Source organism: Streptosporangium carneum (assembly GCF_027922005.1).
GTDB classification, from domain to species: domain Bacteria; phylum Actinomycetota; class Actinomycetes; order Streptosporangiales; family Streptosporangiaceae; genus Streptosporangium; species Streptosporangium carneum.
In genome coordinates this window covers 35228-57387 of the sequence record NZ_BSEV01000040.1, presented here as the reverse complement: position 1 = coordinate 57387, position 22160 = coordinate 35228, and the positions used below count along the sequence as shown (strand labels likewise).

The 22160-nt window shown below is 70.6% G+C and carries 22 protein-coding genes; 11 read left to right on the top strand and 11 right to left on the bottom strand.

Annotated elements, in window-relative coordinates; all coding sequences use genetic code 11:
- Nucleotides 1-91: 91 nt before the first annotated feature.
- Both PKF00_RS41350 and PKF00_RS41345 read right to left on the bottom strand, forming a co-directional pair.
- Nucleotides 92-556 (bottom strand): hypothetical protein, encoded by a 465-nt coding sequence (locus PKF00_RS41350; RefSeq protein WP_271223239.1) that lies wholly within the window; start codon nucleotides 554-556, stop codon nucleotides 92-94.
- A 178-nt stretch (nucleotides 557-734) separates the two neighbouring features.
- On the bottom strand, nucleotides 735-1631 hold the full coding sequence (locus tag PKF00_RS41345; protein WP_271223238.1) for an NAD(P)H-binding protein: 897 nt from the start codon (nucleotides 1629-1631) through the stop codon (nucleotides 735-737).
- Nucleotides 1632-1693: 62 nt separating this feature from the next.
- Here PKF00_RS41345 and PKF00_RS41340 point away from each other — a divergent pair, with 62 nt between their 5' ends.
- Nucleotides 1694-2419: a helix-turn-helix transcriptional regulator gene (locus PKF00_RS41340; RefSeq protein WP_271223237.1), complete on the top strand. Its 726-nt coding sequence runs from the start codon at nucleotides 1694-1696 to the stop codon at nucleotides 2417-2419.
- Nucleotides 2420-2489: 70 nt separating this feature from the next.
- Here PKF00_RS41340 and PKF00_RS41335 read toward each other — a convergent pair whose 3' ends face one another.
- On the bottom strand, nucleotides 2490-2930 hold the full coding sequence (locus tag PKF00_RS41335) for a hypothetical protein (protein ID WP_271223236.1): 441 nt from the start codon (nucleotides 2928-2930) through the stop codon (nucleotides 2490-2492).
- Nucleotides 2931-3429: 499 nt separating this feature from the next.
- Between PKF00_RS41335 and PKF00_RS41330 the strand changes: the two genes are divergently transcribed.
- The 4 genes from PKF00_RS41330 (at nucleotide 3430) to PKF00_RS41315 (ending at nucleotide 9007) form a co-directional block, all read left to right on the top strand.
- The gene (locus tag PKF00_RS41330; protein ID WP_271223235.1) at nucleotides 3430-4698 is read left to right on the top strand and encodes a bifunctional glycosyltransferase family 2/GtrA family protein; all 1269 of its coding nucleotides are present in this window, start codon (nucleotides 3430-3432) and stop codon (nucleotides 4696-4698) included.
- Between the two features lie 8 nt (nucleotides 4699-4706).
- Entirely contained in the window at nucleotides 4707-6743 is a 2037-nt protein-coding gene (locus PKF00_RS41325) for an ArnT family glycosyltransferase (protein ID WP_271223234.1), read from the top strand.
- A 174-nt stretch (nucleotides 6744-6917) separates the two neighbouring features.
- Nucleotides 6918-7607, top strand: coding sequence for a response regulator transcription factor (locus PKF00_RS41320; RefSeq protein ID WP_271223233.1), 690 nt, complete (start codon nucleotides 6918-6920; stop codon nucleotides 7605-7607).
- Nucleotides 7604-9007: a sensor histidine kinase gene (locus PKF00_RS41315; RefSeq protein WP_271223232.1), complete on the top strand. Its 1404-nt coding sequence runs from the start codon at nucleotides 7604-7606 to the stop codon at nucleotides 9005-9007. Before PKF00_RS41320 ends, PKF00_RS41315 begins: the two co-directional genes overlap by 4 nt.
- A gap of 88 nt (nucleotides 9008-9095) precedes the next feature.
- Here PKF00_RS41315 and PKF00_RS41310 read toward each other — a convergent pair whose 3' ends face one another.
- Nucleotides 9096-9743, bottom strand: coding sequence for a TetR/AcrR family transcriptional regulator (locus PKF00_RS41310; protein WP_271223231.1), 648 nt, complete (start codon nucleotides 9741-9743; stop codon nucleotides 9096-9098).
- 187 nt (nucleotides 9744-9930) lie between these two features.
- Here PKF00_RS41310 and PKF00_RS41305 point away from each other — a divergent pair, with 187 nt between their 5' ends.
- Both PKF00_RS41305 and PKF00_RS41300 read left to right on the top strand, forming a co-directional pair.
- Complete coding sequence (locus PKF00_RS41305) at nucleotides 9931-10278, top strand: hypothetical protein (RefSeq protein WP_271223230.1); 348 nt, start codon at nucleotides 9931-9933, stop codon at nucleotides 10276-10278.
- Between the two features lie 89 nt (nucleotides 10279-10367).
- On the top strand, nucleotides 10368-11099 hold the full coding sequence (locus tag PKF00_RS41300; RefSeq protein WP_271223229.1) for an SRPBCC family protein: 732 nt from the start codon (nucleotides 10368-10370) through the stop codon (nucleotides 11097-11099).
- A gap of 134 nt (nucleotides 11100-11233) precedes the next feature.
- Here the strand turns inward: PKF00_RS41300 and PKF00_RS41295 are convergent, their stop codons facing one another.
- Together PKF00_RS41295 and PKF00_RS41290 are read right to left on the bottom strand one after the other, a co-directional pair.
- Entirely contained in the window at nucleotides 11234-12328 is a 1095-nt protein-coding gene (locus PKF00_RS41295) for an alpha/beta hydrolase family protein (protein ID WP_271223228.1), read from the bottom strand.
- Between the two features lie 684 nt (nucleotides 12329-13012).
- On the bottom strand, nucleotides 13013-13660 hold the full coding sequence (locus PKF00_RS41290; RefSeq protein ID WP_271223227.1) for a class I SAM-dependent methyltransferase: 648 nt from the start codon (nucleotides 13658-13660) through the stop codon (nucleotides 13013-13015).
- Between the two features lie 225 nt (nucleotides 13661-13885).
- On the opposite strand from PKF00_RS41290, the gene PKF00_RS41285 reads away from it, so the two are divergent.
- Complete coding sequence (locus tag PKF00_RS41285) at nucleotides 13886-14542, top strand: maleylpyruvate isomerase N-terminal domain-containing protein (protein ID WP_271223226.1); 657 nt, start codon at nucleotides 13886-13888, stop codon at nucleotides 14540-14542.
- A 55-nt stretch (nucleotides 14543-14597) separates the two neighbouring features.
- Here the strand turns inward: PKF00_RS41285 and PKF00_RS41280 are convergent, their stop codons facing one another.
- Nucleotides 14598-15602, bottom strand: a complete 1005-nt coding sequence (locus tag PKF00_RS41280) for a hypothetical protein (protein ID WP_271223225.1) — start codon at nucleotides 15600-15602, stop codon at nucleotides 14598-14600.
- A gap of 191 nt (nucleotides 15603-15793) precedes the next feature.
- On the opposite strand from PKF00_RS41280, the gene PKF00_RS41275 reads away from it, so the two are divergent.
- Nucleotides 15794-16381 (top strand): histidine phosphatase family protein, encoded by a 588-nt coding sequence (locus tag PKF00_RS41275; RefSeq protein ID WP_271223224.1) that lies wholly within the window; start codon nucleotides 15794-15796, stop codon nucleotides 16379-16381.
- 109 nt (nucleotides 16382-16490) lie between these two features.
- Here the strand turns inward: PKF00_RS41275 and PKF00_RS41270 are convergent, their stop codons facing one another.
- From PKF00_RS41270 to PKF00_RS41260, 3 genes are read right to left on the bottom strand one after another with little or no spacing between them, the layout of a single operon-like run.
- Nucleotides 16491-18131 (bottom strand): pyruvate, phosphate dikinase, encoded by a 1641-nt coding sequence (locus tag PKF00_RS41270; RefSeq protein ID WP_271223223.1) that lies wholly within the window; start codon nucleotides 18129-18131, stop codon nucleotides 16491-16493.
- On the bottom strand, nucleotides 18125-18742 hold the full coding sequence (locus PKF00_RS41265) for a transcriptional regulator (RefSeq protein WP_271223222.1): 618 nt from the start codon (nucleotides 18740-18742) through the stop codon (nucleotides 18125-18127). Before PKF00_RS41265 ends, PKF00_RS41270 begins: the two co-directional genes overlap by 7 nt.
- Nucleotides 18739-19845, bottom strand: a complete 1107-nt coding sequence (locus PKF00_RS41260; RefSeq protein ID WP_271223221.1) for a TetR/AcrR family transcriptional regulator — start codon at nucleotides 19843-19845, stop codon at nucleotides 18739-18741. Before PKF00_RS41260 ends, PKF00_RS41265 begins: the two co-directional genes overlap by 4 nt.
- A 454-nt stretch (nucleotides 19846-20299) precedes the next feature.
- On the opposite strand from PKF00_RS41260, the gene PKF00_RS41255 reads away from it, so the two are divergent.
- Nucleotides 20300-20728, top strand: coding sequence for a GNAT family N-acetyltransferase (locus PKF00_RS41255; RefSeq protein WP_271223220.1), 429 nt, complete (start codon nucleotides 20300-20302; stop codon nucleotides 20726-20728).
- A gap of 29 nt (nucleotides 20729-20757) precedes the next feature.
- Here PKF00_RS41255 and PKF00_RS41250 read toward each other — a convergent pair whose 3' ends face one another.
- Nucleotides 20758-21027, bottom strand: a complete 270-nt coding sequence (locus PKF00_RS41250) for a GNAT family N-acetyltransferase (RefSeq protein WP_271223219.1) — start codon at nucleotides 21025-21027, stop codon at nucleotides 20758-20760.
- A gap of 225 nt (nucleotides 21028-21252) precedes the next feature.
- Here PKF00_RS41250 and PKF00_RS41245 point away from each other — a divergent pair, with 225 nt between their 5' ends.
- Nucleotides 21253-22101 (top strand): universal stress protein, encoded by an 849-nt coding sequence (locus tag PKF00_RS41245; RefSeq protein ID WP_271223218.1) that lies wholly within the window; start codon nucleotides 21253-21255, stop codon nucleotides 22099-22101.
- Nucleotides 22102-22160: the final 59 nt, after the last annotated feature.

Here is a 22160-nt window from a genome sequence, read left to right as displayed (position 1 = left end):
TCCTCCGCCCGGCCCACACCGGACACCTCAGTCATGAACCGGTGTGGGCCGGGTGGAGAGACTCCACCCGGCCCACACCGCCTCCGATCGCTCAGCTGTGGCGCGGCACATTCTCGTCCGAGGCGTACGACGGGCTGAGTGACAGCGCGATGAACGTGAACGGGCGCGTCACGTAGTTGAACCCGAGCGGGCAGTGCCGGGTGCCCGCGGGGATGAACACCGAGCCGGTCGTGGTGACCGTGTGCCGCTCGCCCTCGATGTCGAGATACAGCGACGCGCCGAGGTCGTGCACGTTGTCCGGGTCGTTGCCCATCCAGATGAGCACCTCGTCGTAGGTGTGCTCATGGTCGTTCACCCAGTGCACCTGCTCCGAGGTGGGATTGATCCAGCTGTAGGCCATGTGGACCGTGCTGGCGTCCACGTCGAAGGCGCGCATCAGCCCGAAGGGGTCGCCGATGTTCGCCGGGCGCTCACCGCCGGCTGCGGCCCCCTCGTTGACCAGGTCGTCGGCGCAGTCCCGCATGTGATGGACGAACAGGTGATCGTACTTGCCCATGCCTCTCTTCGTTCCTTCCACGTCAAGCGGCCGTTTCCGCACTTGCATGGTGCTTCTCCGGACACCGGCGGAAAAAGACACTTACGACAGCGGTCCTGTCACTGAGCCTGTCGCCCGCCGGGTGACCTGACCGTCGGCCCCTGACCGCGCCCGGTCGGCGAGCGCCGCCGACGACCCGTCAGCCGGTCGCGTGGAGAGCGGGACGAAGCTCGGCCCAGGCCCATGCTCCGAGCGTCGTGTCCGTCGTGGTCTCGGCGGTGCGGGGCTGCTCGGGAACGAACCCCTCGCGCAGTCCGGTCGACATGCCCATGACGGCCTCGATCCGCGCCTGGGGCATGCCGGCGTCGGCCAGCGTGGCGCGCATGGTGTCGTCGTCGACGCGGTGGGCGGCGACCGTACGGCCCAGGACGTCGCCGACCACGGCCAGGGCGTCGTCCCAGGACAGGTCCCGGGGACCGTGGACGGCCCGCACCCGGCGCCCCGACCAACCGGGGCGGAGCAACAGGGAGGCGGCCACCACGGCGATGTCGGCCGGCGCGACCCAGGGGAACGGCTCGCCGGTGGGGCGGAGCACGGCTACGGCGCCCGAGCGGATGGCGTCCAGTTCGAACAGCAGGTTGCTGAAGAAATAGCCGCACCGCAGGTGGGTGACGGCCAGGCCGGTGTCCGCGGCGGCGATTCGGTCCAGTGTCTCCTCCACCCGGGCCAGCCCGTCGATCTCACCGGCGCCCTCGCGGAGTTCCGCTCCCACGCTGCTCTGCAGGACGGTGTGGGGGACGCGGTTGTCGGCGACCGAGGCGGCGACGATCTCGCCGACCGTGGCATACGCCGCGACGGGGTCATCGGTCTGGCCGGGCGGCACGACCAGGTACAGCGCGTCGACACCGCGGGTCGCCTCGGTGACGGCCGAGATGTCCCGCAGGTCGACCTCGCGGGCGTCGACGAGGTCGCCCCAGCTCGCGCGGGCCTGGTCGGGGTGGCGGCTCAGCAGGCGTGGACGGACGCCGGCGCGGACGAGGTGGCCGACCAGCAAGCGGCCGACATTGCCGGATGGTGCGGTGACAGCGATCTCCATGGCTGCCACCGTACGGTCAGATGTGGCCGGATCCTGTCCGCGATTGCGGCCACACTGGAGTCATGACCGATTTCGAGCCCGTCGGCGGCGACCCCGCCGGCCGGACCCTGCGACTGCTGGAACTGCTGACCGCCCGGCCGAGCTGGTCGGCGTCCGAGCTCGCGGAACGCCTCGCGGTCAGCGCTCGCACCGTTCGCCGCGACGTGGCCCGCCTGCAGGGCCTCGGCTACGCGGTCGAGAGCAGGCCCGGGCCAGGCGGCCACTACGCGCTGCGCCCCGGCAGCCGGATGCCGCCGCTGGTCTTCCAGGACGACGAGGTCATGGCCCTGGTGGCGGCGCTGCGCATGGCCGAGGGAGTCTTCGCCGGGGACGCCTCGCACCGGGCGTTGACCAAACTGTCGCAGGTGCTTCCACGGCGGTTGCGCACCGTCCTGGACAACGCCGCCGAGGGCAGCGAGAACGCCGACGGCGAGCGCGGGGACGTGGACCCGACGACCCTGGCGGCGCTGCTCAGGGCGGCGGGTCAGGATCTCGTGCTGCGGTTCGTCTACCGCGACCGGCACGGGAAGGTCACGCGGCGGCGAGTGGAGGCGGTGCGGTGCCTCTACGCCCGCGGCCGCTGGTACGCCCTGGCCCACGACCTCGACGCCGACGACTGGCGGGTGTTCCGCCTCGGCCGTGTGCGGGAGCCGGTGACGGGAGAGCCGGGGTCCGGCGACCGCCGCCGACCGGCCGAGGACCTCGCGACCTGGCTCGCCACGGACTTCGGTCGTCGCCCGGAGACCTGAGCGCTCGGGCGGTCGTGACCCCTGCGTCACAGAGGAACCCGTACGGCGCGATGGGCCGCGGGGCGCTCCGTCAGTACAGACCCAGTCCCACCTGGCTCCATTTCACCCGGCCGTCGTGGTGCCAGTGCAGGTGGTACGGGGTGCTCAGGCCCCCGTACGCCTTGGTGCCGTGAGTACGGCCGTCGCAGGTGGGCGTGATGTAGTTACGCCGCCCGCCTGCCTCCTCTCCGCCGATCACATGGATCTTGGAGCCGTTGGCGTCGGACCAGCAGACGTACACGATCGATCGCTGCTGCGTGAAGCCGCAGGTACGCGGCCCGTTACTGGCGTTGGAGGTGTTCCACCGGCCCAGCCACGACCAGCGGGGGAAGGAGCTCATGTAGGGCTTGACGCCGCTGGTGCACATTGCCAGCGGGGAAGCCGCGCGAACGGACGCGTCGGCCGCCGGGGCGGAGGTGAGCGACAGCCCCAGTACGGCCGCCGCGGTGATGAGGTGCGAACGCTTCGTCATATCTCCCCATGGTGGCTGTGGCGGTCAGGGGCGGCGGCGGATATTGCCGAGTTCTGACAGCATTTCGCGTTCCTCCGGTCGCGCGATGTCGTCGAACGACGCGGGGCGCTGCGACGCGCGACGAGATCCCAGCCCGGACGCGGTGACCGCGGGTCTTCGGCGAGCGCCGCGTCGTGAGCGCGGAGAGTCGAGCGCACCGTCGGAGAGCTTGGTCTCTGCGGGTCGAAGGCGAGGGCGGGCGCGGGCCGCCGCGGCGGTCGCCCGCCAGTAGGAGAGCGGTGCTCCCGCGCGCAAAATGCCCGCATTCAGCGCCAGACGTGGACCGATCGGCGCCGGCCTGCGTATCGTCCGTGGCCGCACCGCTCCAACCGCGTGCCACATCCGGCGGTCATCATCCCAGGTCACCGCCTGCTCCCGGCATGTCGCCACAGATGGAATCCACGATCACGACCGTGGCGACTTTCAGCTTTCTCCCACAATCGGGAGGCTTACTGGCCTCATGACAGATTTGACCGCGGGGCAGGAGGTGCGGCGGGCGCGGGAGGGGGAGGCCTGCGCGGCCTGCGAGCTGACCACGACAGTGGAGATCGTCGTCCCGGTCCACAACGAAGAGCGCGCCCTGTCGGGGTGCGTCGAGGTGCTGCGCGACTATCTGAAACGGTGTTTCCCCTTTGAGTGGATCATCACCGTCGTCGACAACGCCAGCACCGACCGGACTCCGGAGATCGCCGCCGAGCTGACCAGGCGTCACCGGTCCGAGATCCGGCTGCTGCGGCTGGAGCGCAAGGGACGCGGGCTGGCCCTGCGTACCGCGTGGGCGCGCAGCCGCGCCGACGTCGTGGTCTACATGGACGTCGACCTGTCCACCGGGCTCGACGCGCTGCTGCCCCTGGTCGCCCCGCTGCTCAACGGGCACTCAGACCTGGCCGTCGGCTCCCGGCTGGCGCGGGGGGCGCGCACGTTGCGCGGTCCCCGCAGAGAGATCATCTCGCGCTGCTACAACGCTCTCGTACGCCTGACGCACGGGGTGGGGTTCACCGACACGCAATGCGGGTTCAAAGCCGCCCGTACGGCGGTGGTCCGGCCGCTGCTGGCAACGGTCGAGGACGACTCGTGGTTCTTCGACACCGAGCTGCTCCTGCTCGCCGACCACAACGGCCTGCGGGTGCACGAGATCCCGGTGGACTGGGTGGAGGACGTCGACAGCCGGGTGCAGGTCGTACGCACCGCCGTCGACGACGTCAAGGGCCTGATCAGAGTGGCTCGCGCCAAGGCCACAGGCGCGGCGCGGGTGCCGGACCTGCCCGCGCGGCCCGACCCGCGCGCCGCGCACCCGGACGCGGTGCTGGCCGAGAACGGCGGCGGCCTGCTGTGGCAGTTGTTGTCGTTCGGCGTCATCGGCGTGCTGTCCACGGCGGCCCACCTGGGCCTGTACGCGCTGCTGCGGACCTGGCTGCCCCTGCTGGCCGCCAATCTGGCGGCGCTGACACTGACCACCGTGCTCAACACCGAGGCCAACCGCCGCTTCACCTTCGTCGCCTCCCGCGAGCGGTCCACCGCCCGCACACACCTGCTCGGGCTGATCGTGTTCGGCCTGTACTACGCGCTGACCTCCGGTGCGCTGCTGACGCTGACCGCTCTCGTCCCCGGCCACACACGGGTGCTGGAGCTGACCGTACTGGTGTGCGCGTGCCTGCTGGGCACAGCGAGCCGCTTCCTCCTGCTGCGCGGCTGGGTCTTCGGCCACGCCACCGCCCCCCGAAAGTGACCGCCGACATGAGAGTCATCACCTCGCCCAACGCCGTCGTACCTGCCCGCCTCGCCCCGGGGAGACGGCACCGGTACGCGCTGGGCGTGATCTGCCTGCTGGCCGCCGTTCTGTACGGGTGGGCGTCGTGGGGCTGGGGCTGGGGCAACGGCTACTACAGCGCCGCCGTCACCTCCATGTCGGGGAGCCTCACCGGCTTCCTCTTCGGCTCCTTTGACCCGGTCGGCGTCGTCACCGTCGACAAACCGCCGATGGCGCTGTGGCCGCAGGTCCTGTCCGTTTGGATGTTCGGCCATCACGGCTGGGCGTTGCTGCTCCCGCAGGTGGTCGAGGGCGTCGCCACGGTGTTCCTGCTACACCGCGCCGTACGCCGCTGGGCAGGCGACGAGGCCGCCCTGATCGCCGCGCTGGTGCTCACCCTCACCCCGGTCACCGTCGTGATCAACCGCGACAACAACCCCGACACGCTGCTGGTCCTGTTGACGGTGGCGGCCGCCTACGCCCTCACCCGGGCCATGGAACCGTCCTGCGCGCCACGGCGGGCCACGGGCTGGTTGTTGCTGGCCGCCTTCCTGATCGGCTGTGGCTTCACCACCAAGATGCTGGCCGCCTGGGTGTGCCTGCCCGCCTTCCTGCTCGCCTACCTGGCGGGCGCCACCGCCCCGTGGCGCCGCAGACTGGGGGATCTGGCCGCGTCGACCGTGGTCCTGCTGTTCAGCTCGCTGTGGTGGGTGGCGCTGGTGGACCTGTGGCCCGGCGACAAGCCCTATGTCGGGGGCAGCACCGACGGCACCGCCCGCGATCTGGTCATCGGCTACAACGGCCTGGGCCGGATCTTCGGCGGCGGCCCCGGCATGCCGCAGATGCCGGGCGGCGGCCCCGGCATGCCCCGGATGCCCTCCGCTTTCCCCACCCCGCCGGGCGGCCTCCCGGCGGAGCCGCCGGGGCAGGGGTTCCCCCGCGAAGCCATGGGCGCCTTCGGCGGCGATCCAGGCCCGCTGCGCATGTTCGACGACGCGGTGGGCGGTCAGGTGAGCTGGCTGCTGCCGCTCGCCCTGCTGATCCTCGTGGCCGCCTCCGTGCTCGCCGTGTGGCGCGCGCGCCGCGGCGAGGCCGTAAGGCCCGAGGCGCGTGGCGGCTGGCTGCTGTGGGGCGGCTGGCTGCTGACCAACGGCGTCGTCTTCAGCCTGGCCGCGGGGATCTTCCATCCCTACTACACCACGATGCTCTCTCCCGCCATCGCCGCCCTGGTCGGCGCGGGCATGGCGGCCTCAGCCGGGCACCGCTGGAGCGTCGTCGCGGCCGCGGCCGCGATCGTGGTCACCACGGCCTGGGCGTGGGTCCTGATCTCGCGGGACGTCTCATGGAACGGCTGGGCGCGTCACGCCGTCCTGGCCGTGGCCGTCGCGGGAATCGCCTTCCTGGTCGTCCGCGGTCGACGTGCCGCGGCCCGCGGCCCCGGCGTCGTCGCGGCCGTCCTGCTTCCCTGCCTGCTGGCACCCGCCGTCTGGTCGTTCGCGTACACCTTCGGGCCCGTGCAGGCCAACGCCGTCATCCCCGCCGCCGGGCCGCCGATGGGCCCGCCGATGACCGGCCCCGGCCGGATGCCGGGCCCCGGACGCGGGCCGACGGACAACGCCGGTGGGCTCACCACCGAACAACGGAAGATCCTCGACTACGCGGTGGCGCGTTCCGGTACGGCTCGCATCAAGCTCGCGGTCGACAACGGCGCGATGGGGTCGGCCGTGTACATCTTGCACAGCGGGCAGACGGTGATCGGGATGGGCGGTTTCAGCGGGGGTGATCCGGCGCCGTCCGTCGCACAGCTCGATCGGTGGGTCAAGGCGGGAGATCTGCGGTATGTCCTCGGGGCGTCGTCGGGTGCGCCCAGGATGGGCGGCGAGGGCGCGGCCCGGCGCAGCGAGTGGATCGACGGCAACTGCACGCTCGTGCCCGCCGCGGAGTACGGCGGCACGGAACAACCAGGTGATTCCGGTCCGCCTCCGTTCGGAGGCGCGAACGTGCTCTACGAGTGCGGGGCATGAGCGGCAGGTGCGGGGCATGAGCGGCGGTCCTCGGACGCGGGGCGGTCACGGTGAGGCAGGCCGAGCCCCGCGGCACGACGAGTCGTCATGCCGCGGCGGCGTACCGCTCGACGACCTGCGCCCGCCGCCGCGGATCCCGCGGACGGTCTCGTACACGTCCTGTAGAACAGCGTCATGAACGCCAGGGTCCTCATCGTCGATGATGAGCCGAGCATCCGCGAGTTGCTGTCGGAGGCGCTCACTCTCAGCGGTTTCACCGTGAGCACCGCCTCCAACGGCAGGGCCGCTCTGGACGGTGTCGCACGCGATCGGCCTGACATCGTCGTGCTGGACGTGATGCTGCCCGACCTTGACGGATACTCGGTGGCACGCCGGCTGCACGAGGCCGGGCACAGCCCGCTGGTGCTCTTCCTCACGGCCAAGGACGCGCTCTCCGACCGGATCGCAGGCTTGACGGCCGGAGGCGACGACTACGTCACCAAGCCCTTCAGCCTGGAGGAGGTGGTACTGCGGCTGCGCGCGATCCTGCGCCGCATCCGCCCTCCCCAGGACGAGGGGGACGACGGGGTACTGCGGTACGCGGACCTGGAGCTGGACGAGGAGGCCCACACGGTGCGGCGGAGCGGCCGTCCCATCCACCTGTCGCCGACGGAGTTCGCCCTGCTGCGTTACCTGATGATCAACGCCGAACGGGTGGTCAGCAAGGCGCAGATCCTGCAACGCGTCTGGGACTTCGACTTCGACGGGAACGCCAGGATCGTGGAGTCCTACATCAGCTACCTGCGCCGGAAGATCGACGCCGACGGCCCGCCGCTGATCCATACCTTGCGTGGCGTGGGCTACCGGTTGCTGAGCACGTCGTGAGCGGAGCACGCCGCCAGTGGCCGCTGCGGCTGCGGCTCCTGGCGGCGTTGCTGGGGCTGTCCGCGGCGGGGCTGACCGTCTTCGCGGTCGCCGGCACGGTGATGTTGGAGCAGTCGTTGCTCTCCCGCGTCGACTCACAGCTGGCCGACTTCTCCGCCGCCACCTCTGCCCGGCGCCCGCCTCCCATGGCCCCGCCGCCACCTGGGAGTGTCCGGCTGCCATCCCAGTTCCAGATCGCCGTCTACGCCTCCTCCGCGCGCCTGATCCGCGTGATCCCCACGGACGCGGCGGGTGGGCCGGAAGTGCCGGCCGAGGCGATCTCCTCCGTGCCGGACCAGCCCTTCACCGTGCCGGGCAAGACCGGGGAGGAGAACTGGCGCGTCCTGCTCAAGGAACTGCCGGGCGGCGAACGCGTCGCGGTGTCGATGTCCCTGGAGGCGAACCGCGCCACCGTGCAGCAGTTGCTCGTCATCGAGATCGCCGCGGGGGCGCTGGTGCTGGTGCTCCTCGGCGCCGTGGCCTGGGCCGTGGTACGGCTGGGCCTGCGCCCTCTCACGCGTGTCGAGCGTACGGCGGAGGCGATCGCCGCCGGCGACATCGACAGAAGAGTGGCGGAGGCCGACCCCGGCACCGAGATCGGGCGACTCGGCCAGACGCTCAACACGATGCTGGAACGCCTTGCCGCCGCCTTGCGCGCACGCCAGCAGTCGGAACAACGGCTGCGCCGTTTCGTCGCCGACGCCTCCCATGAGCTGCGCACGCCCCTCACCTCGATCCGGGGCTTCGCCGAGCTGTACCACCACGGCCAGGTGGCCCGCGACCCCGTCGCCGAGCGGCTGCTCAGCCGCATCGAGGGCGAGGCGGAACGCATGGGCGTGCTGGTGGAGGACATGCTGCTGCTGGCCCGCCTCGACCAGGAGCCCGGCCTGGAGGCGACCACGGTCGACATGCACGTGGTGGCGGGCGACGTGGTGCAGGCGGCTCGGGCGCGTGATCGCGAACGTCCGATCCACCTGGCCGTCTCCGACGATCCGGTGATCGTCCGCGGCGACGAGCACCGTCTGCACCAGGTGATCGCCAATCTTGTCGGCAACGCGATGACCCACACCCCACCCGGCAGCGCCGTACGCGTCACCGTGGCGCGTGTCGCGGAGACGGCGCTCATCGAGGTACGCGACGAGGGCCAGGGCATCGATCCCGAGCACCTTCCCCAGGTGTTCGACCGTTTCTATCGGGCCGACCCCAGCCGTTCACGCGCCCACGGCGGCACCGGACTGGGCCTGGCCATCGCCGCCGCGCTCGTGGAGGCGCACGCGGGCCGAATCGATGTGGAAAGCGTCCCCGGCCAAGGGGCGGCCTTCCGCGTCCGGCTTCCGCTGCGCCGCCCGCAGGACGACTGAATCGCTGTCCGTCTCGTGGAGATGCCCCGGCTCCGACAGACGCTGAACGACACACCGCTGGACCTGGTGTACAGGGCCCCGCTGCGGGTCAGTGCGCCAGCAGGCGGTCCAGTTCGGCGGTGAAGAGCAGGGCGGGGTCGAATCCCATTCCGGTGAAGTGGCCCGCGAGCTCCAGGGACAGGACACCGTGGATCCGGGTCCAGAAGATCAGAGCCCGGTGCAGGACCGCAGGCGGGGCGGGGTGGCCGTTCGCCCATTCGCGGTGGTCTGCCAGGTGCGCGTCGAACGGCGTCGCGGGGCTGTCCTGGGCCAGCGCCGCGCAGGCGTCGAGCAGGATCGCCATGATCTCGGATGAGATGAGCGTGATGTCGCCGGGCGCGTGGTAGCCGGGGACGGGGGTGCCGTAGATGAGGAGGTAGCGCTGGGGGTCCTCCAGGGCCCAGCCGCGTATGGTGTGCGCCAGTGCGGCCAGGTCGGCGCCTGCGGCGGAGGCTGAGCGGAGGGTGTCGGCGAGGCTTCGGTACGCGTCCCTGATGAGCTCGGTGATCAGTTCGTCGCGGCTGGCGTAGTAGCGGTAGAGCGCGGGGCCGCTCATGCCTATCTGCTTGGCGACCGCGTTGAGGGAGAGCGCGGACGCCCCCGCCGTGGCGATCTGCTCCCACGCGCGTTCCTTGATCTCCGCGCGCACCTGAGTGCGGTAGCGCTCGCGCGGGGTCTCCGTGTCCGTCTCCGCCAAGGCCTGCCACCTTCCCCGCCTACGAAGCTACATCTTGAAAAGTTAGTTAGAGGCTATCACGAATCTTATTGACACTCCTCCCACTGCTTGGTTATAACTTCTAACGAACACGTGAGCCTCTAGCTCATCGTGGTTGCGCGGCGCGGGTTCGCAGTCGTGCGCCCAGTCATCAGGCGAGGGGAACGTCATGACCACCACATCCAAGCCGCTCACCCGCGTGGGCCGGCGCACTCCGCCGGCGGTGACCGTCGCCTCCTGGGCGGTCCCCGTCATGGTCGTCGGCCAGTTCGCCCTGCTGGCGATCGTCCCGGTCGTGATCGCGCTGGTCGGCGCTCTCCGTCACGCCCGCGACCAGACGGTTCGCCGGGCGGCCACGCTTCTCGCCGTCACCTACGCGATCCCGCTCGTCGTGTGGCTGACGCGGCCCGCCGGCGCGCCGAGCCTGTCCAAGGACATTCACCCCGCCTTCGTCGGTCTGATCGTCGCCGCGTCCGCCGCACTCATCGTGACCATCCATCGAGCCCGTCGACGCTGAGGGGGCGCACTGTCGTGCGCCGTCCCCACCAGCACCTCATCCCAGGCATCCGAGCATCCGACGCCGACCCCCACAATGAGAGGAACACCATGTTCAGCAACGGCCCGTCGAACTCACCCGCTCAGCGGTCCCGGCCCCGCCCCCCGCACGCGCGAACCGTCCGCCCCCGGACCCGCATACGCGTCACCGCGCTCACGATCTCGTTCGCCGTCGCCGGCGTGCTCGCAGGCAACGTCCCGGCCGCGCAGGCCGCCCCCGCGCAGTCCCGGGCCGCCCATCACGACGGCAGGCCCCAGTGCCGTGGAGAGGGCGTCGACACCGCCGCTCTCATCCGTTACCAGGCCGACATCGTGATCAAGGCGCCGCTGAGCACCGTCTTCAAGCTGCAGACCGACGTGGAACGCTGGCCGGCCTGGCAGCCTCCCGTCCTCACCATGAGACGCCTCGACCCCGGCCCCCTCCGCAAGGGCTCACGGTTCCGGTGGACCACCCCGGCGCCCCCCACCCCCACGACCCCCGCCACCACCATGCACATCACCTCCACCGTCCGGCAACTCCAGCGCGACACCTGCATCCTGTGGAGCGGACCCGCGATCGGTAAGGGCGTGCGCATCGACGAAGGCGTCCACCTGTGGACCTTCACCAAGGTCAAGGGAGGCGTCCGCGTGCACACCGAGGAAACCTGGACCGGCGCCCAGGTCGAAGCGGACGTTCCCAGAGCCACCGAGATCCTCGGCGCGGGCCTGGAAGCCTGGCTGCGCGACCTGAAGACCACCGCCGAAGCCCGCACCGGCGACCAACCGGGCGACCCCCGCTCCTGAGCAACGGTCGTGAATCCGGACGCGGCCGGTCGCTCATCCTGTCGGCAGGTCGGCGGCCGGCCTCACGCAAGCGGCTGGCGTGCCCCGAGTTTCGTGGAGTTGTGATGGCACCGAACTCGGGGCGGCGCGCGTTCTCAGCGGGACGGATCCACGAAGTGGACCTCGGGGAACTGCGGCGTCGGCGCGTTCAGCAGCGGCTGGGGGCGGTGCCGCAGGTGCAGGTCGGCGAACGCGGCCACGTAGGCGCGGATGATGTCGACGACCCGTGTGCCGGGCAGCGACTGGGGCGGCAGGCCCAGCCACTCGACGACGACCGCGGCGTCGCTGAACGAGGCGTGTTGCATGTCCGGCACATACAGCCAGCGTCGCCAGCCGGTCAGGTGCGGCCACGTCTGGTCCCAGTCCGGACGTCGCCCAGGGCTCCGGTCCTCCGCGCTCACCATGAGGAACGGGCGCGACAGGTCCCGGGTGAGTGCCGGCTGGAAGGACCCGTCCAGGTTGATCCCGGCGTCCACGCGCGCGTCCCCGAACATCGTCGCGGCGGCGGCCGCCCCGCCTGTCGAGTGACCGACGGCGGCGATCCGGCGCGGGTCGATCAGATGCCGGTACCGGGCGAGCACACGGTCCAGCACGAACGAGGTGTCCAGGGCCCGGCTGGCGATGATCGCCGCGCCGCTGGTCCCTCCGGCGCACACCACGCACTTGGCCACACGGCCGTCGGGGAACGTGACCGCCGCCGCCTCGTAGGTGTGGTCGATGCCGACCACGACGTACCCGCGGCTGGCCAGATCCTCGGCCAGCGTCGTCAGGGTCCAGCGCGGGAACGCCAGCCCTGGCGACAAGACGACCAGCGGCAGCCGGTGAGGTGTGCGCAGCGGCGTCGCCCTGGTGCGCGCGTGGGTGCGGACCCTGGTCAGAGCGTCCGAGGGCACGCCGGTGACCCCGTACAGGTCCAACAGCAGCCGGGACTCCTCGGCGGTGGCGTACGGTACGCGGTCACCGTGCGCCGCGACGGCCGGGTACCACACCGAGACCATCAACTCCCGTGGTCCGGTCGGCACCCAGGGGTCCGTCCGGTCCTCGTCGACCAGGTGCAGTCGGGTCCAGCCGATCGGGTGCCGGCCGGTCGGCGCGGGCAGCACCAACTCGTGCGGTGCGGCGCCGGCCGGCGTGACGAGCGCGGTGACCGCCACCAAAGCGGCGATCACTGCCATGAACCTGCGTAACATCTCGTACCTCCCTGTCGGGTGAGGCATGGCGTCGGGCGAACAGCATCCGGGCGACGGCCAGGATGATCGTGACGAAGGGCTGCGAGGACCTCACCGGACTTTTCGCCGTAGCGTTTGTGGGTGCCTCGCCTGCGATCACGGCGTCGACGCTAAGAGAGCGGACTGTGCCCGGGCGTCGGTCTTCCGTCAGGCTGTGCCCCTGACTTTCGTCAGTGGCATCGACCTCCACGACACATGGAGTATCGGATCCCAGGTGAGATCCCTACTCCTTCGGCAGCGGGCCGAAGAGAGTCCCGTCTGTCTTGGCGACCTCATGCATTGCCGCCTCTGACAGGCCGGTGACTCCCCGCAAGTCCGCGACCGTCAGGCCCGCACCCGTCAGGCCCGCGCGGGTCAGGCCCGCGCCGGACAGGCTCGCGCGAAATCACCCGCATCGCCGAGGCCGAGCGGGAAGGCCGGCTCGGAGAAGTCGAAGGACTACAGGTCGGCCTGCCGCAGCGGAAGAGAAGACCGCCCGGCTCGATGCCCGCCAGGAGCGCAGGTCATCGAAGGTGTTCCTCAAAAATCCCCTCGTTCGACCAGAGCGGAGGTCGAACGGGCGGCGAGCCCTGACCACGAGTCGACGCCCGCAGCCTGACGGCCCCCGTTCGGACGCGGTCATGTCATTGGCCGAACAGCTCCTACCTAGGCTTTGCGGGCGAGCAGGTGAATCTCCTCGAACTGCCGTCGGTCGGTGGGCTGAGGCTGGCGCACCATCCGGGCTACCTCGGCGAACCCGGACTCGCCCAGCATCGCGGCGAGGTGGTCCGGCGACCACCGATAGGCCGGCGCGACCGCGTGATCGAAGACCTGTGTCGGGTGAAACGGATCATCGGTGGCCGAAAAACCGATGAGAAGGTGGCCGCCAGGTGCCAGCACGCGGTGGAACTCCGCCAAGATGACGGGGAGTTCTCGCGGTGGAGTGTGGATGATGGACCAACGTGAGAGCACGCCGCCCAGCACGCCGTCAGCGATGTCCGTCGCGGTCATCGAGCCCACGTCGAACCGCAGAGCCGGATAGGCCTGTCGAGCCAACTCGATCATTGCAGGAGAGGCGTCGACGCCGAACACCGCCAGCCCCAACTCATCCAGATAAGCAGTGATATGGCCAGGTCCACACCCCAGGTCCGCGACCTGACCGTCGCCCCCCGCGCTTACAACCTCGGCGAAGGCATTCAAGATCGCGCGGTCCAGGGGCCTGTCACGCAGCTCACCGCGGAACAGCTGCGCATACACGGAGGCAGCAGCGTCGTAGGCCTCGCGGGTGGCACTGAGGGCATCGTGTTCGACCATGCTCACGACAGTAGTTCCTGGCGCTGAGACGAGCCGCGAGAATCACGATCTTCACTCCCGCCCGTTCGGCTGTCGTCAGTTCAGAGAAGCAGGCGCGTTCGTGCCGGCAGTGGCGTGCCGTAAGGGCGTGCGCAGTCGCCGGGTCCGCCTCTGCGCTCGCCGGGTTCCGAGGCGGCCGTTCAAATGCGCTTGTCCTCCATCGCGGCACCGTTCTACCTTGCCGATGTGGATCTCTTCTCGCGCTCTTGGACGGCGTTGCGCACGGCGGTCGCCGAGCTCCCGGACGAGGACTTCGCGCGGCCGTCCGGCTGTACCGGCTGGCTCGTGCGAGACCTGGTGTGCCATCTGGTCATCGACGCTCAGGACGTCCTGATCACCCTCGTGACCCCCGCTGAAACGGAACCGACGCGCGACGCGGTGACCTACTGGGACGTCGCCGGAACGCCGCCGACCGGCGACGACCCGCTCGACGCGCTGGTCGTCCGGCTGGCTGCCGCGTACGAGGAGCCTCGGCTGCTCAAGTTCCACCTCGACGACGTCGGCTCCGCCGCCGGCCGTGCCGCCGAACTCGCCGACCCGAGTCTGCGGGTCGGCACCCGCGACGAGGTCCTCACCACGGGCGACTACCTCTCCGCGTACGTCCTGGAGTGGACGCTGCACCACCTCGACCTGATCGCGCACCTCCCGGACATGGCGGAACCACCCGTGGAGGGGCTTGCCCGGTCCCGCGAGATGCTGGAGAAGATCGCCGGAACCGTGTTCCCCGCGTCGTTCTCCGACAAGGACGCGCTGCTGGTCGGCACCGGACGGCGCGCCCCGACCGATGCGGAGAAAACCGAACTGGGCGAGCTGGCCACCGCCCTCCCGTTCGTCCTCGGATGATCGTACGGCGGCCAAGGGCGGCGTGGCCGTCGCCTCCGACCGTGCAGGCTCAGCGTCACGGCGTGTTCGTCCATGGCGGTGGAGCCATCCCGTGTCGGCCCATGAGCGCCTCGCGCACCTGCCTGAGCCTCGGTAATCCGCCCACGATCGCCCCGGCCCTCTGCCGCATCGCCGCCGGCGTGCCGACGCCCAGGTCGTCGAGCAGCTCTTGAAAGGCAGCGGTGCCGTAAGGGGCGAACGTCAGACACCGTGCGAAAGTGACGACGATCCACCAGACCGCCTCCCGGTGCAGACCCTGCTCGACGAGGTCGCGGGTGCCGCCGATGGAGATCTGCCGGGCCTCGGGAGTGAGGTCGCTCCCGTACGGCCTCGCCAGGTCGTACGGCACGCGATCGTAGACGTCGGTCAGCCGCTCCAGGTGCGCGGCGACCCGGGACCTGGACAGATGGGCACACCCGAGCCAGTCGAGTGCCTCCTCGTGGAACTCGGCTTCGCCGTACCTCGTGAGAACCTCTCGGGCCGCCACGTAGCGGCGGCGAACGGTGGGGTTGGCGCCGGCGGCGGTCAGGACCACCAGCGTCGGCAGGCTGGCCGGGAACACCCAGGAGAGCACCCGCTCGGCGAGTGGCCGGCTGACATCAAGCTGGGCCAGGGCGGCGATGCGGCCCTCCAGCGCCGCGCATCGGGTGCGGACCCAGTATGGGTGAGCGAACTCTCTTGCTACGGCGGCATGCAGTGCGGCGAGCGATCCGTGCGGATCGGCCAGGAGGACGCCTCTGCTCAACCCCGGCGCCAGGGCGGGCGAAGCCAACACGTTCTCCGCCGGCTGCAACGGCGCGTAGCCGACCTCCAGCAGCACGCCCTCATGCCGGAACTTGCCCAGCTTGGGCGGGACCTCGCCGTTCACCATGATCATCAGATCCACGTCGGAGGTGATCGGAAGCTCTGTCTCGACCGGGAGCCAGGCGACCGAGCCGCTGACATAGGCGCCTGTGAAACCGGGAACCCTGTGGCCTGCCAGCCACCGCACCGCCACCGCCCGCGCTTCTCCGATCTTCACGGTTCGACCCTGACGGAAGCGGGCTTTCCCGCCGTTGACGCGTAGCAGGAAGTCTGTGATCGGAACGCCTCCATCGTTCGGCAGGAGCAAAGGCCGATCGCACGAACAATTAGAATGATGCCCACATTAGAATGATGCCAACATCTGAATGTCATGCGCATCCTGTTGATGACTCGTGGGAAGGGACTGTGATGGCGACCCGGCATCTGTACGTGGTGAGGCACGGCTCGGCGGACCCGTTCGGGGAGTTGACCGATGTGGGGCATCGGCAGTCGGAGCTGCTGGCGGACCGCCTCGCCTCCCTGCCGATCGATGCGGTGTGGCATTCACCTCTACCGCGGGCGGTGCGCTCCGCTCAGATCATCGGCGAGCACCTGCGGGGCGTTCCCGTGCGGGAAGCGGCCGAGCTGGTGGACCACGTCCCGCACGTGCCGGATGAGACACCCCCGGAATGGGCGGGGTTCTTCGATGGGTACGACGCCGCCGAGGCGGCTGCGGGCGCGAGACTCGCGGACGCACTGACCGGTCGGTTCGCGCGTCCTGCCGAGACCGAGATCCATGAGGTCCTGGTCACGCATGCCTACCAGGTGGCCTGGCTGGTGCGGCACGCCCTCGACGCGCCGCCGGTGCGGTGGCTGGGGTTGGGCTGCGGAAACACGGCGCTGACGGCGATCGATTATCACGACGGCGTGGCGCCGACAGTGCTGCTGTACAACGACATGGGTCACCTCCCGCCTGACCTGCGCTGGACGGGGTTCAGAGTCGGCGTCCGGCCATGAGAGGCGATACGGCAGAAGCCGCAGATCGACCTGGCTGCCTCCCGCGATGCGATGAGAGGCGTCGCCGAACACGTTCACCGGTACGGGGCCGGGTCAGGAACCGGGCAGGCTAGGCGTGACGGAGTGCGGCATGGGCGGCGCTGAGGCGCTGGGCCTCATCGCGTTCGGAGCGGTCGCCTGACACGTCGTCCGCCCATGCGAGCAGTCGGCGCAGGTGGGCGTCAGCGGCGTTCGTGGTGACACGAGGGCTGCCGAGGGCGACCTCGCCACTGGTCCCGTCGATGGTGACGAGAGCGCCTTCGGCGATGGCGCGCCCACCGGTTCTCACCAGGGCGTCGGCGACCTCGACGATGAGGTCGGCGACGCCGACGACGGCGGGCTTTCCCATCGCCCGTGCGACGACCGCGGCGTGGCTGGCCGGCCCGCCGCGGGCGGTGACGATTCCCGTGGCGGCGGCCAGGCCGCGCATGTCGTGCGGGGACGTCTCCGGACGCACGAGGATGACCGGGCCGTCGGCGGACATGCGCACCGCCGCGTCGGTCGTGGTCGCGACCTTGCCGACAGCGACACCCGGACAGGCCCCCACTCCTCGGGCCACGATGTCGGCCTCCGCGGATGCGGCGATGCGGGGCGTGCGGACGTGCTGGAGATGCTGCGGCGAGACCCTGAGCAGCGCTTCGTGCCGTGTGATCACGCGCTCGTCGGCGAGGTCGGTCGCGACGCGGACGGCGGCGCCTCCGACGAACCGGCCGGGCCGGACCTGCAACATCCACAGCTCGCCGGCCTGGAAGGTGAACTCGACGTAGCACGCGTCGAGGTAATGCCCCTCGACTCGGCTCAGGGCGTCGACCAGGGCGGTCCACACGGCAGGTTCCCGGTCGGCGAGTTCGTGCAGGGGCCGGGTCAGCGATCGGCCGGAGACAACGTCCTCGCCTTGGTGCCCGAACAGGACTTCGCCGAACGGGATGTTCTCCCCGGTGTTGGGGTCGCGGCTGAAGGCGACTCCGGTGCCGCTGTGGTCGTCGCGGTTCCCGAACACCATCGTCTGCACGATCGCGGCCGTGCCGAGATCGTGCGGGATGTCATGGAGTTCGCGGTAGGTTCGCGCGCGCGATGTGTCCCACGACGAGAAGACGGTCGCGACCGCCAGCGCCAACTGCCGGGCGGCGTTGTCGGGAATCGCTCGGCCACATCGTTGCCGGACGAGCCGTTGGACCGCCTCGATCGCATCGGCGAGGCGTGCCTCCTCGTCCTCGTCCTCGGCCGATCGCCCAGCGGCTCGGTCGGGGGCGGCGGCCACGCCGTCGACGTCCGTGTCGGCGATCGCAGAGGCGAAGGTCGACAAGAAGCGCAGTCGCGAGTTCAGTGCGAACCGCGCGTCGCCGGTCTCGACCGCCAATCCGGCTGCCGCTTCGGCCGTGAGGCCGAGGTTGAGGATGGTGTTCATCATGCCGGGCATCGACACGCTCGCCCCGGAGCGGACTGACACGGCCAGCGGTGTCCGTGCTCCGCCGAACCGGCGCCCCGTCGCGGCCTCCAGGTCGCCCAGGGCGGCCGCGAGCTCCTCGTCGAGTCCGTCGGGAAGACGACCCTCACGCAGGAACGCTCGACATGCCTCGGTGGTGACGACGAACCCGGCGGGCACCGGCAGCCCCAGACGGCGAAGCACCACGAGGCCGTGCGCTTTGGCGCCCAGAATCTCCGCGCTCTCCTCGACCTCCGCGAGGAGCGGGCGAATCCACCTCACCACCGGGGAATCCCGAGTGTCGCGAGCAGGTCTTCGTGAAGCTCGGCCCAGACGGCGTGGTACGAGGCGGTGCTGTCGGTCACGTATCCCAACTCGCCCGAGGCGGCACGACCGAGGGCTTCGGTCAGGCGGGTCCGATAGCGGTCGAAGCGCGGCAGTGCCGCGGACAGCTCAGCGCAGACGACCGCGGCTCGCCGGTCCAAGGCGGAGAATCGGCCGAGGACGCGAGCGTCGTACGACGGGTCGCCGTGGTCGTTGGCGGTCGCGACACCGTCGACGGGCCTCAGTTGCCAGGCGGCGCAGAGGTCGAGCAGTTCGGGGTTGAGCACGAGAAAGCGCTCATACGCCGCGGTCACCGCGGGACGGGCGCCGGATGACTCCAGCTCGTCGGTGATGCGCTCGGCATCTGCGGTGCGGCCGGCATCCGTCAGACCCCACACGTTGAAGCCGCCGGCCGTGTACGTGACGAGACCGGCGACCGCGAGATCGATCAGCTCGGACTCGACCGTGGACTCATCCAGGCCGACGGCCGCGGCCACGCGGGCGACGCCGGCGTGGCCGCCACAGCGCAGGGCATGGAGCACCAGCAGGTCGGTCCCGGGAAGCTCGATCATGCTTCGCCCCTCCGCGACTGCGGGCCGTCCACGGCGTCGACGGTCGACACCGCGTAGGCGGCGCCTCGCCCGTGGCCTCGGGCGACGATCACGCCGTCCTGGACGCGCACGGCGGCTTCCGTCTGATCGTCACCGTCGGCAAGACCGATGGCCGACGCCGCCGGCGCTCCGTCGTCGACGACCAGCCGGAGGCGCCGCCAGACCTCGGAAGGGAACACACCTCGCAGGCAGGCGGTGAGGTCACTGATCTTGAGCCGCACGAGACCACCGGTCTCGGCGGGGTCGCCGGTGACGACGACCACGGTGACCTGGTCACCGGATCGAGCGGACCGTACGGCCTCCTCCGCGGCGGCCAGACGACACGCGCCCAGCACCGAGACCAGGCCGTCGGCGCCGAGATCGACCGAGTCGCCGGTGATCTGGTCCACCAACCCCGCAGGCGGGATCCAGGCCTCCCGACACGGCTCGGCGGGCCGGACGTAGGGCAGGTACGGCGGAGCCCAGGCGTCAGCGAGGTCGAGCTCCGCCAGGTGCTGGCAGGCGCGCGTCCGGTCGAAGAGGTCACCGAAGCCCGGCGCCATCTCGGCCAGAAAGCCCGAACCGCCCAGCAACGTCAGCACCAGCTCGGCCAGCCGCACCCGCCGCGTCGACTCGCCACCCGGCTCGCAGGACTCCAGCCCGATGGCGAGCAGCAACGCCTCCAGCCGGGCGAGCTGCGCCAGCACAGTGCGTCCGTGCTCGTCATCGACGACGCCCACCAGCGAGCGCAGTTGCAGCCGACCTCCCGACGCGGTGTCGTCGACCAGAGGCAGCCGCTCCAGCCACGTCCGAGCGAACGCGCCCAACGCGTCGACCAGCGACGCCGGCGACCCCGTGGGCGCGACCGTGTCGGCGCTCTCGACCATCTCGGCGAGCACCGCCAGATACAACGCGCGCTTGCTCGGGAAGTTCGAGTACACCGCGCCCCGGGTCAGCTCCGCCCGTTCGGCGATCCGGTCGACCTTCGCCAGGGCGTAGCCGTGCTCGACGAACTCCTCTCTCGCCGCCGCCAGCACCGACGCACGCGTGCGCGCCTGCTGTTGGACCCGCGTCAGCCGAGCCATCGCCGCTCCCTCCCTCATGACACAACAAGGATACTCATAACATCCAGATGTTATTGACATCTGAATGATGACGGGTGAGACCTGGAACCGAAGTGGCGGCGGGCGTTGCGGACGTGGTCCGCCGCGTCGTCGTCATCGCGCCCCTGCCCGGCATCGGATACCTCATGGGTTTCCGCGTCCGGACCCGGCACGGTCTCCGCGCCGGCAACCGTCGCGCTCGTGCTCGCGACACTCAGCGGGAGGCACGGCACCGGACCGCGCCGAACTCGGCCCAAGAAGGATGCTCTCCTTGTCACGCGAACACTGGGCGAAGCTCGCCGAACGCACGCACGACACCGGGCGCGCCGACCTGCCCGCCCCGTTACCCGAGCCAACCGGTCACGGCCATGAAGCCCGAATCCAGACAGTCATGGGGAACGAACCGCACCCGACGGGTGCTGGCAACATTGAGCGCATGAGACTGGCCGGAGAAGGCGACCGGGCCGCCGTGGAACGGCTCGTTCGCGACGCCTACACGCCGTGGATCGAGGTCGTCGGCATGCGGCCGCTGCCGATGGAGGCCGACTACGCCGCGCTCATCGCCGCCGGACTCGTGCACGTGACCGACGGGCTCGAAGGGCTCGTCGTGCTCGTCCCCGAGGACGGGGTCCTGCTCGTGGAGAACGTCGCGGTCCGGCCCGAGCTGCACGGCAAGGGCATCGGGCGCGCGCTGATGGCCTACGCCGAGGAGGAGGCGCGCAGGCTGGAGCTGCCCGCGCTGCGCCTCTACACGAACGTCAAGATGGCCGCCAACATCGCCATGTACGAGTCCCTCGGCTTCATTGAGACCGGCCGTGAGGGCATCGAAGGCCGCTTGGCCGTGCTGATGCGCAAGCGGCTCTGATCAGCGGCGCCGTCCAAGGCGCTCGGCGGTCAGGGTGCACACCGCAGCACGTCGGCGACCAGCTCGCGCACGCCCTCGTCGGCGGCGTTCAGCGCCAGGTGCTCGACCAGCAGGGTGCCCAGGCCACGGTGGTGCATCGCGTCGTCGATCAGGACGGCGATCTCGGCGTCACCCGCGTCCGCGGGGATGTACTCCGCGACCGCCACCAGGCTGTCGTCCACCACGGCGACCAGGGTGCGGCCCGGGTGACCGGGTTCGGTGACGCGGTCCATGTACCCGGCGTGCACGACCGCGCGCAATGTGGATCCGTGGCGGGAACGGGCGAGTGGTCCACGGTGCGTGCCGCCGCGGAGTCCCAGGCGTAGCCGAGACCGGTCAGGATCTCGCCGAGCCCGTCTTCCCCATCCCACCAGCGGAAGGAGGAGACGACGAGGGTCGGAAGTCCTTGACGGTCGGGTCCTTCGGCCGCTGCGGAGACCCCGGCGGAGGCGGTCGGATGGAAGGCGGGAACCGAGGAGGATGACATGACAGCGCATGTGGTGGCGGGAGCGGACGGCTCGCCTTCCTCGCAGGCCGCGGTCGAGTGGGCCGCCGACGACGCCTTCCGCCGGCGGTTGCCGCTGCGAATCGTGTACGTCGTGGAACGCGGCCCCTACGACATCCCCCGCTTCACCAATCCGGAGTGGCCGAGCATCGTGGCCGCACACGGGCGCGAGGTGCTGGCCGAGGCCGAGAGGACGGCGCGCAGGCGTCAGCCCTCGGTCGAGGTGAGCACCGAACTGCTGGAGGGAGCCCTGGTCAGGCTCCTGTGCGACCAGGCGAACGCCGCCACCGAGATCGTGCTCGGCAGCAGGGGGCGGGGCGGCTTCGCCGGAGCACTGCTCGGGTCGGTGAGCACCCATGTGGCCGGACACGCCCACGGCCCGGTGGTCGTCGTCCGCCCCGGAGGCGAGACAGACCGCGAGGTCGTCGTCGGCGTCGACGACGACCCGTACTGCGAGCCCGCGCTCGCCTACGCCTTCGAACAGGCCAGATTACGTGGCGGCGCGCTGCGTGCCCTCCACGCCTGGCAGCTGCCGGTGCACGCCTTCGCCCCCGAGATCATCTACGACATGGACGAGATCCGCCTCTCGCAACTGAAGGTGGTCAGGGACAGGATCGGCGCGTGGCAGGAGAAGTTCCCCGAGGTGACCGTACTGGAGGATGTCCAGAGCGCCCATCCCGTCGACGCCCTCGTCGACGCCTCCGCCAGGGCCGCCCTGGTCGTCGTGGGCTCGCACGGCAGGGGAACGCTCGGCTCGATGATGCTGGGCTCGGTCAGTCGCGGGGTGCTGCACCACGCTCACTGCCCGGTGGCGGTGGTCCGATCGTGAACGCCGGGCGACCCCCCGGAGCCCACAGGGCCTGAAGGAGTGATCCCACCTCTGATCGG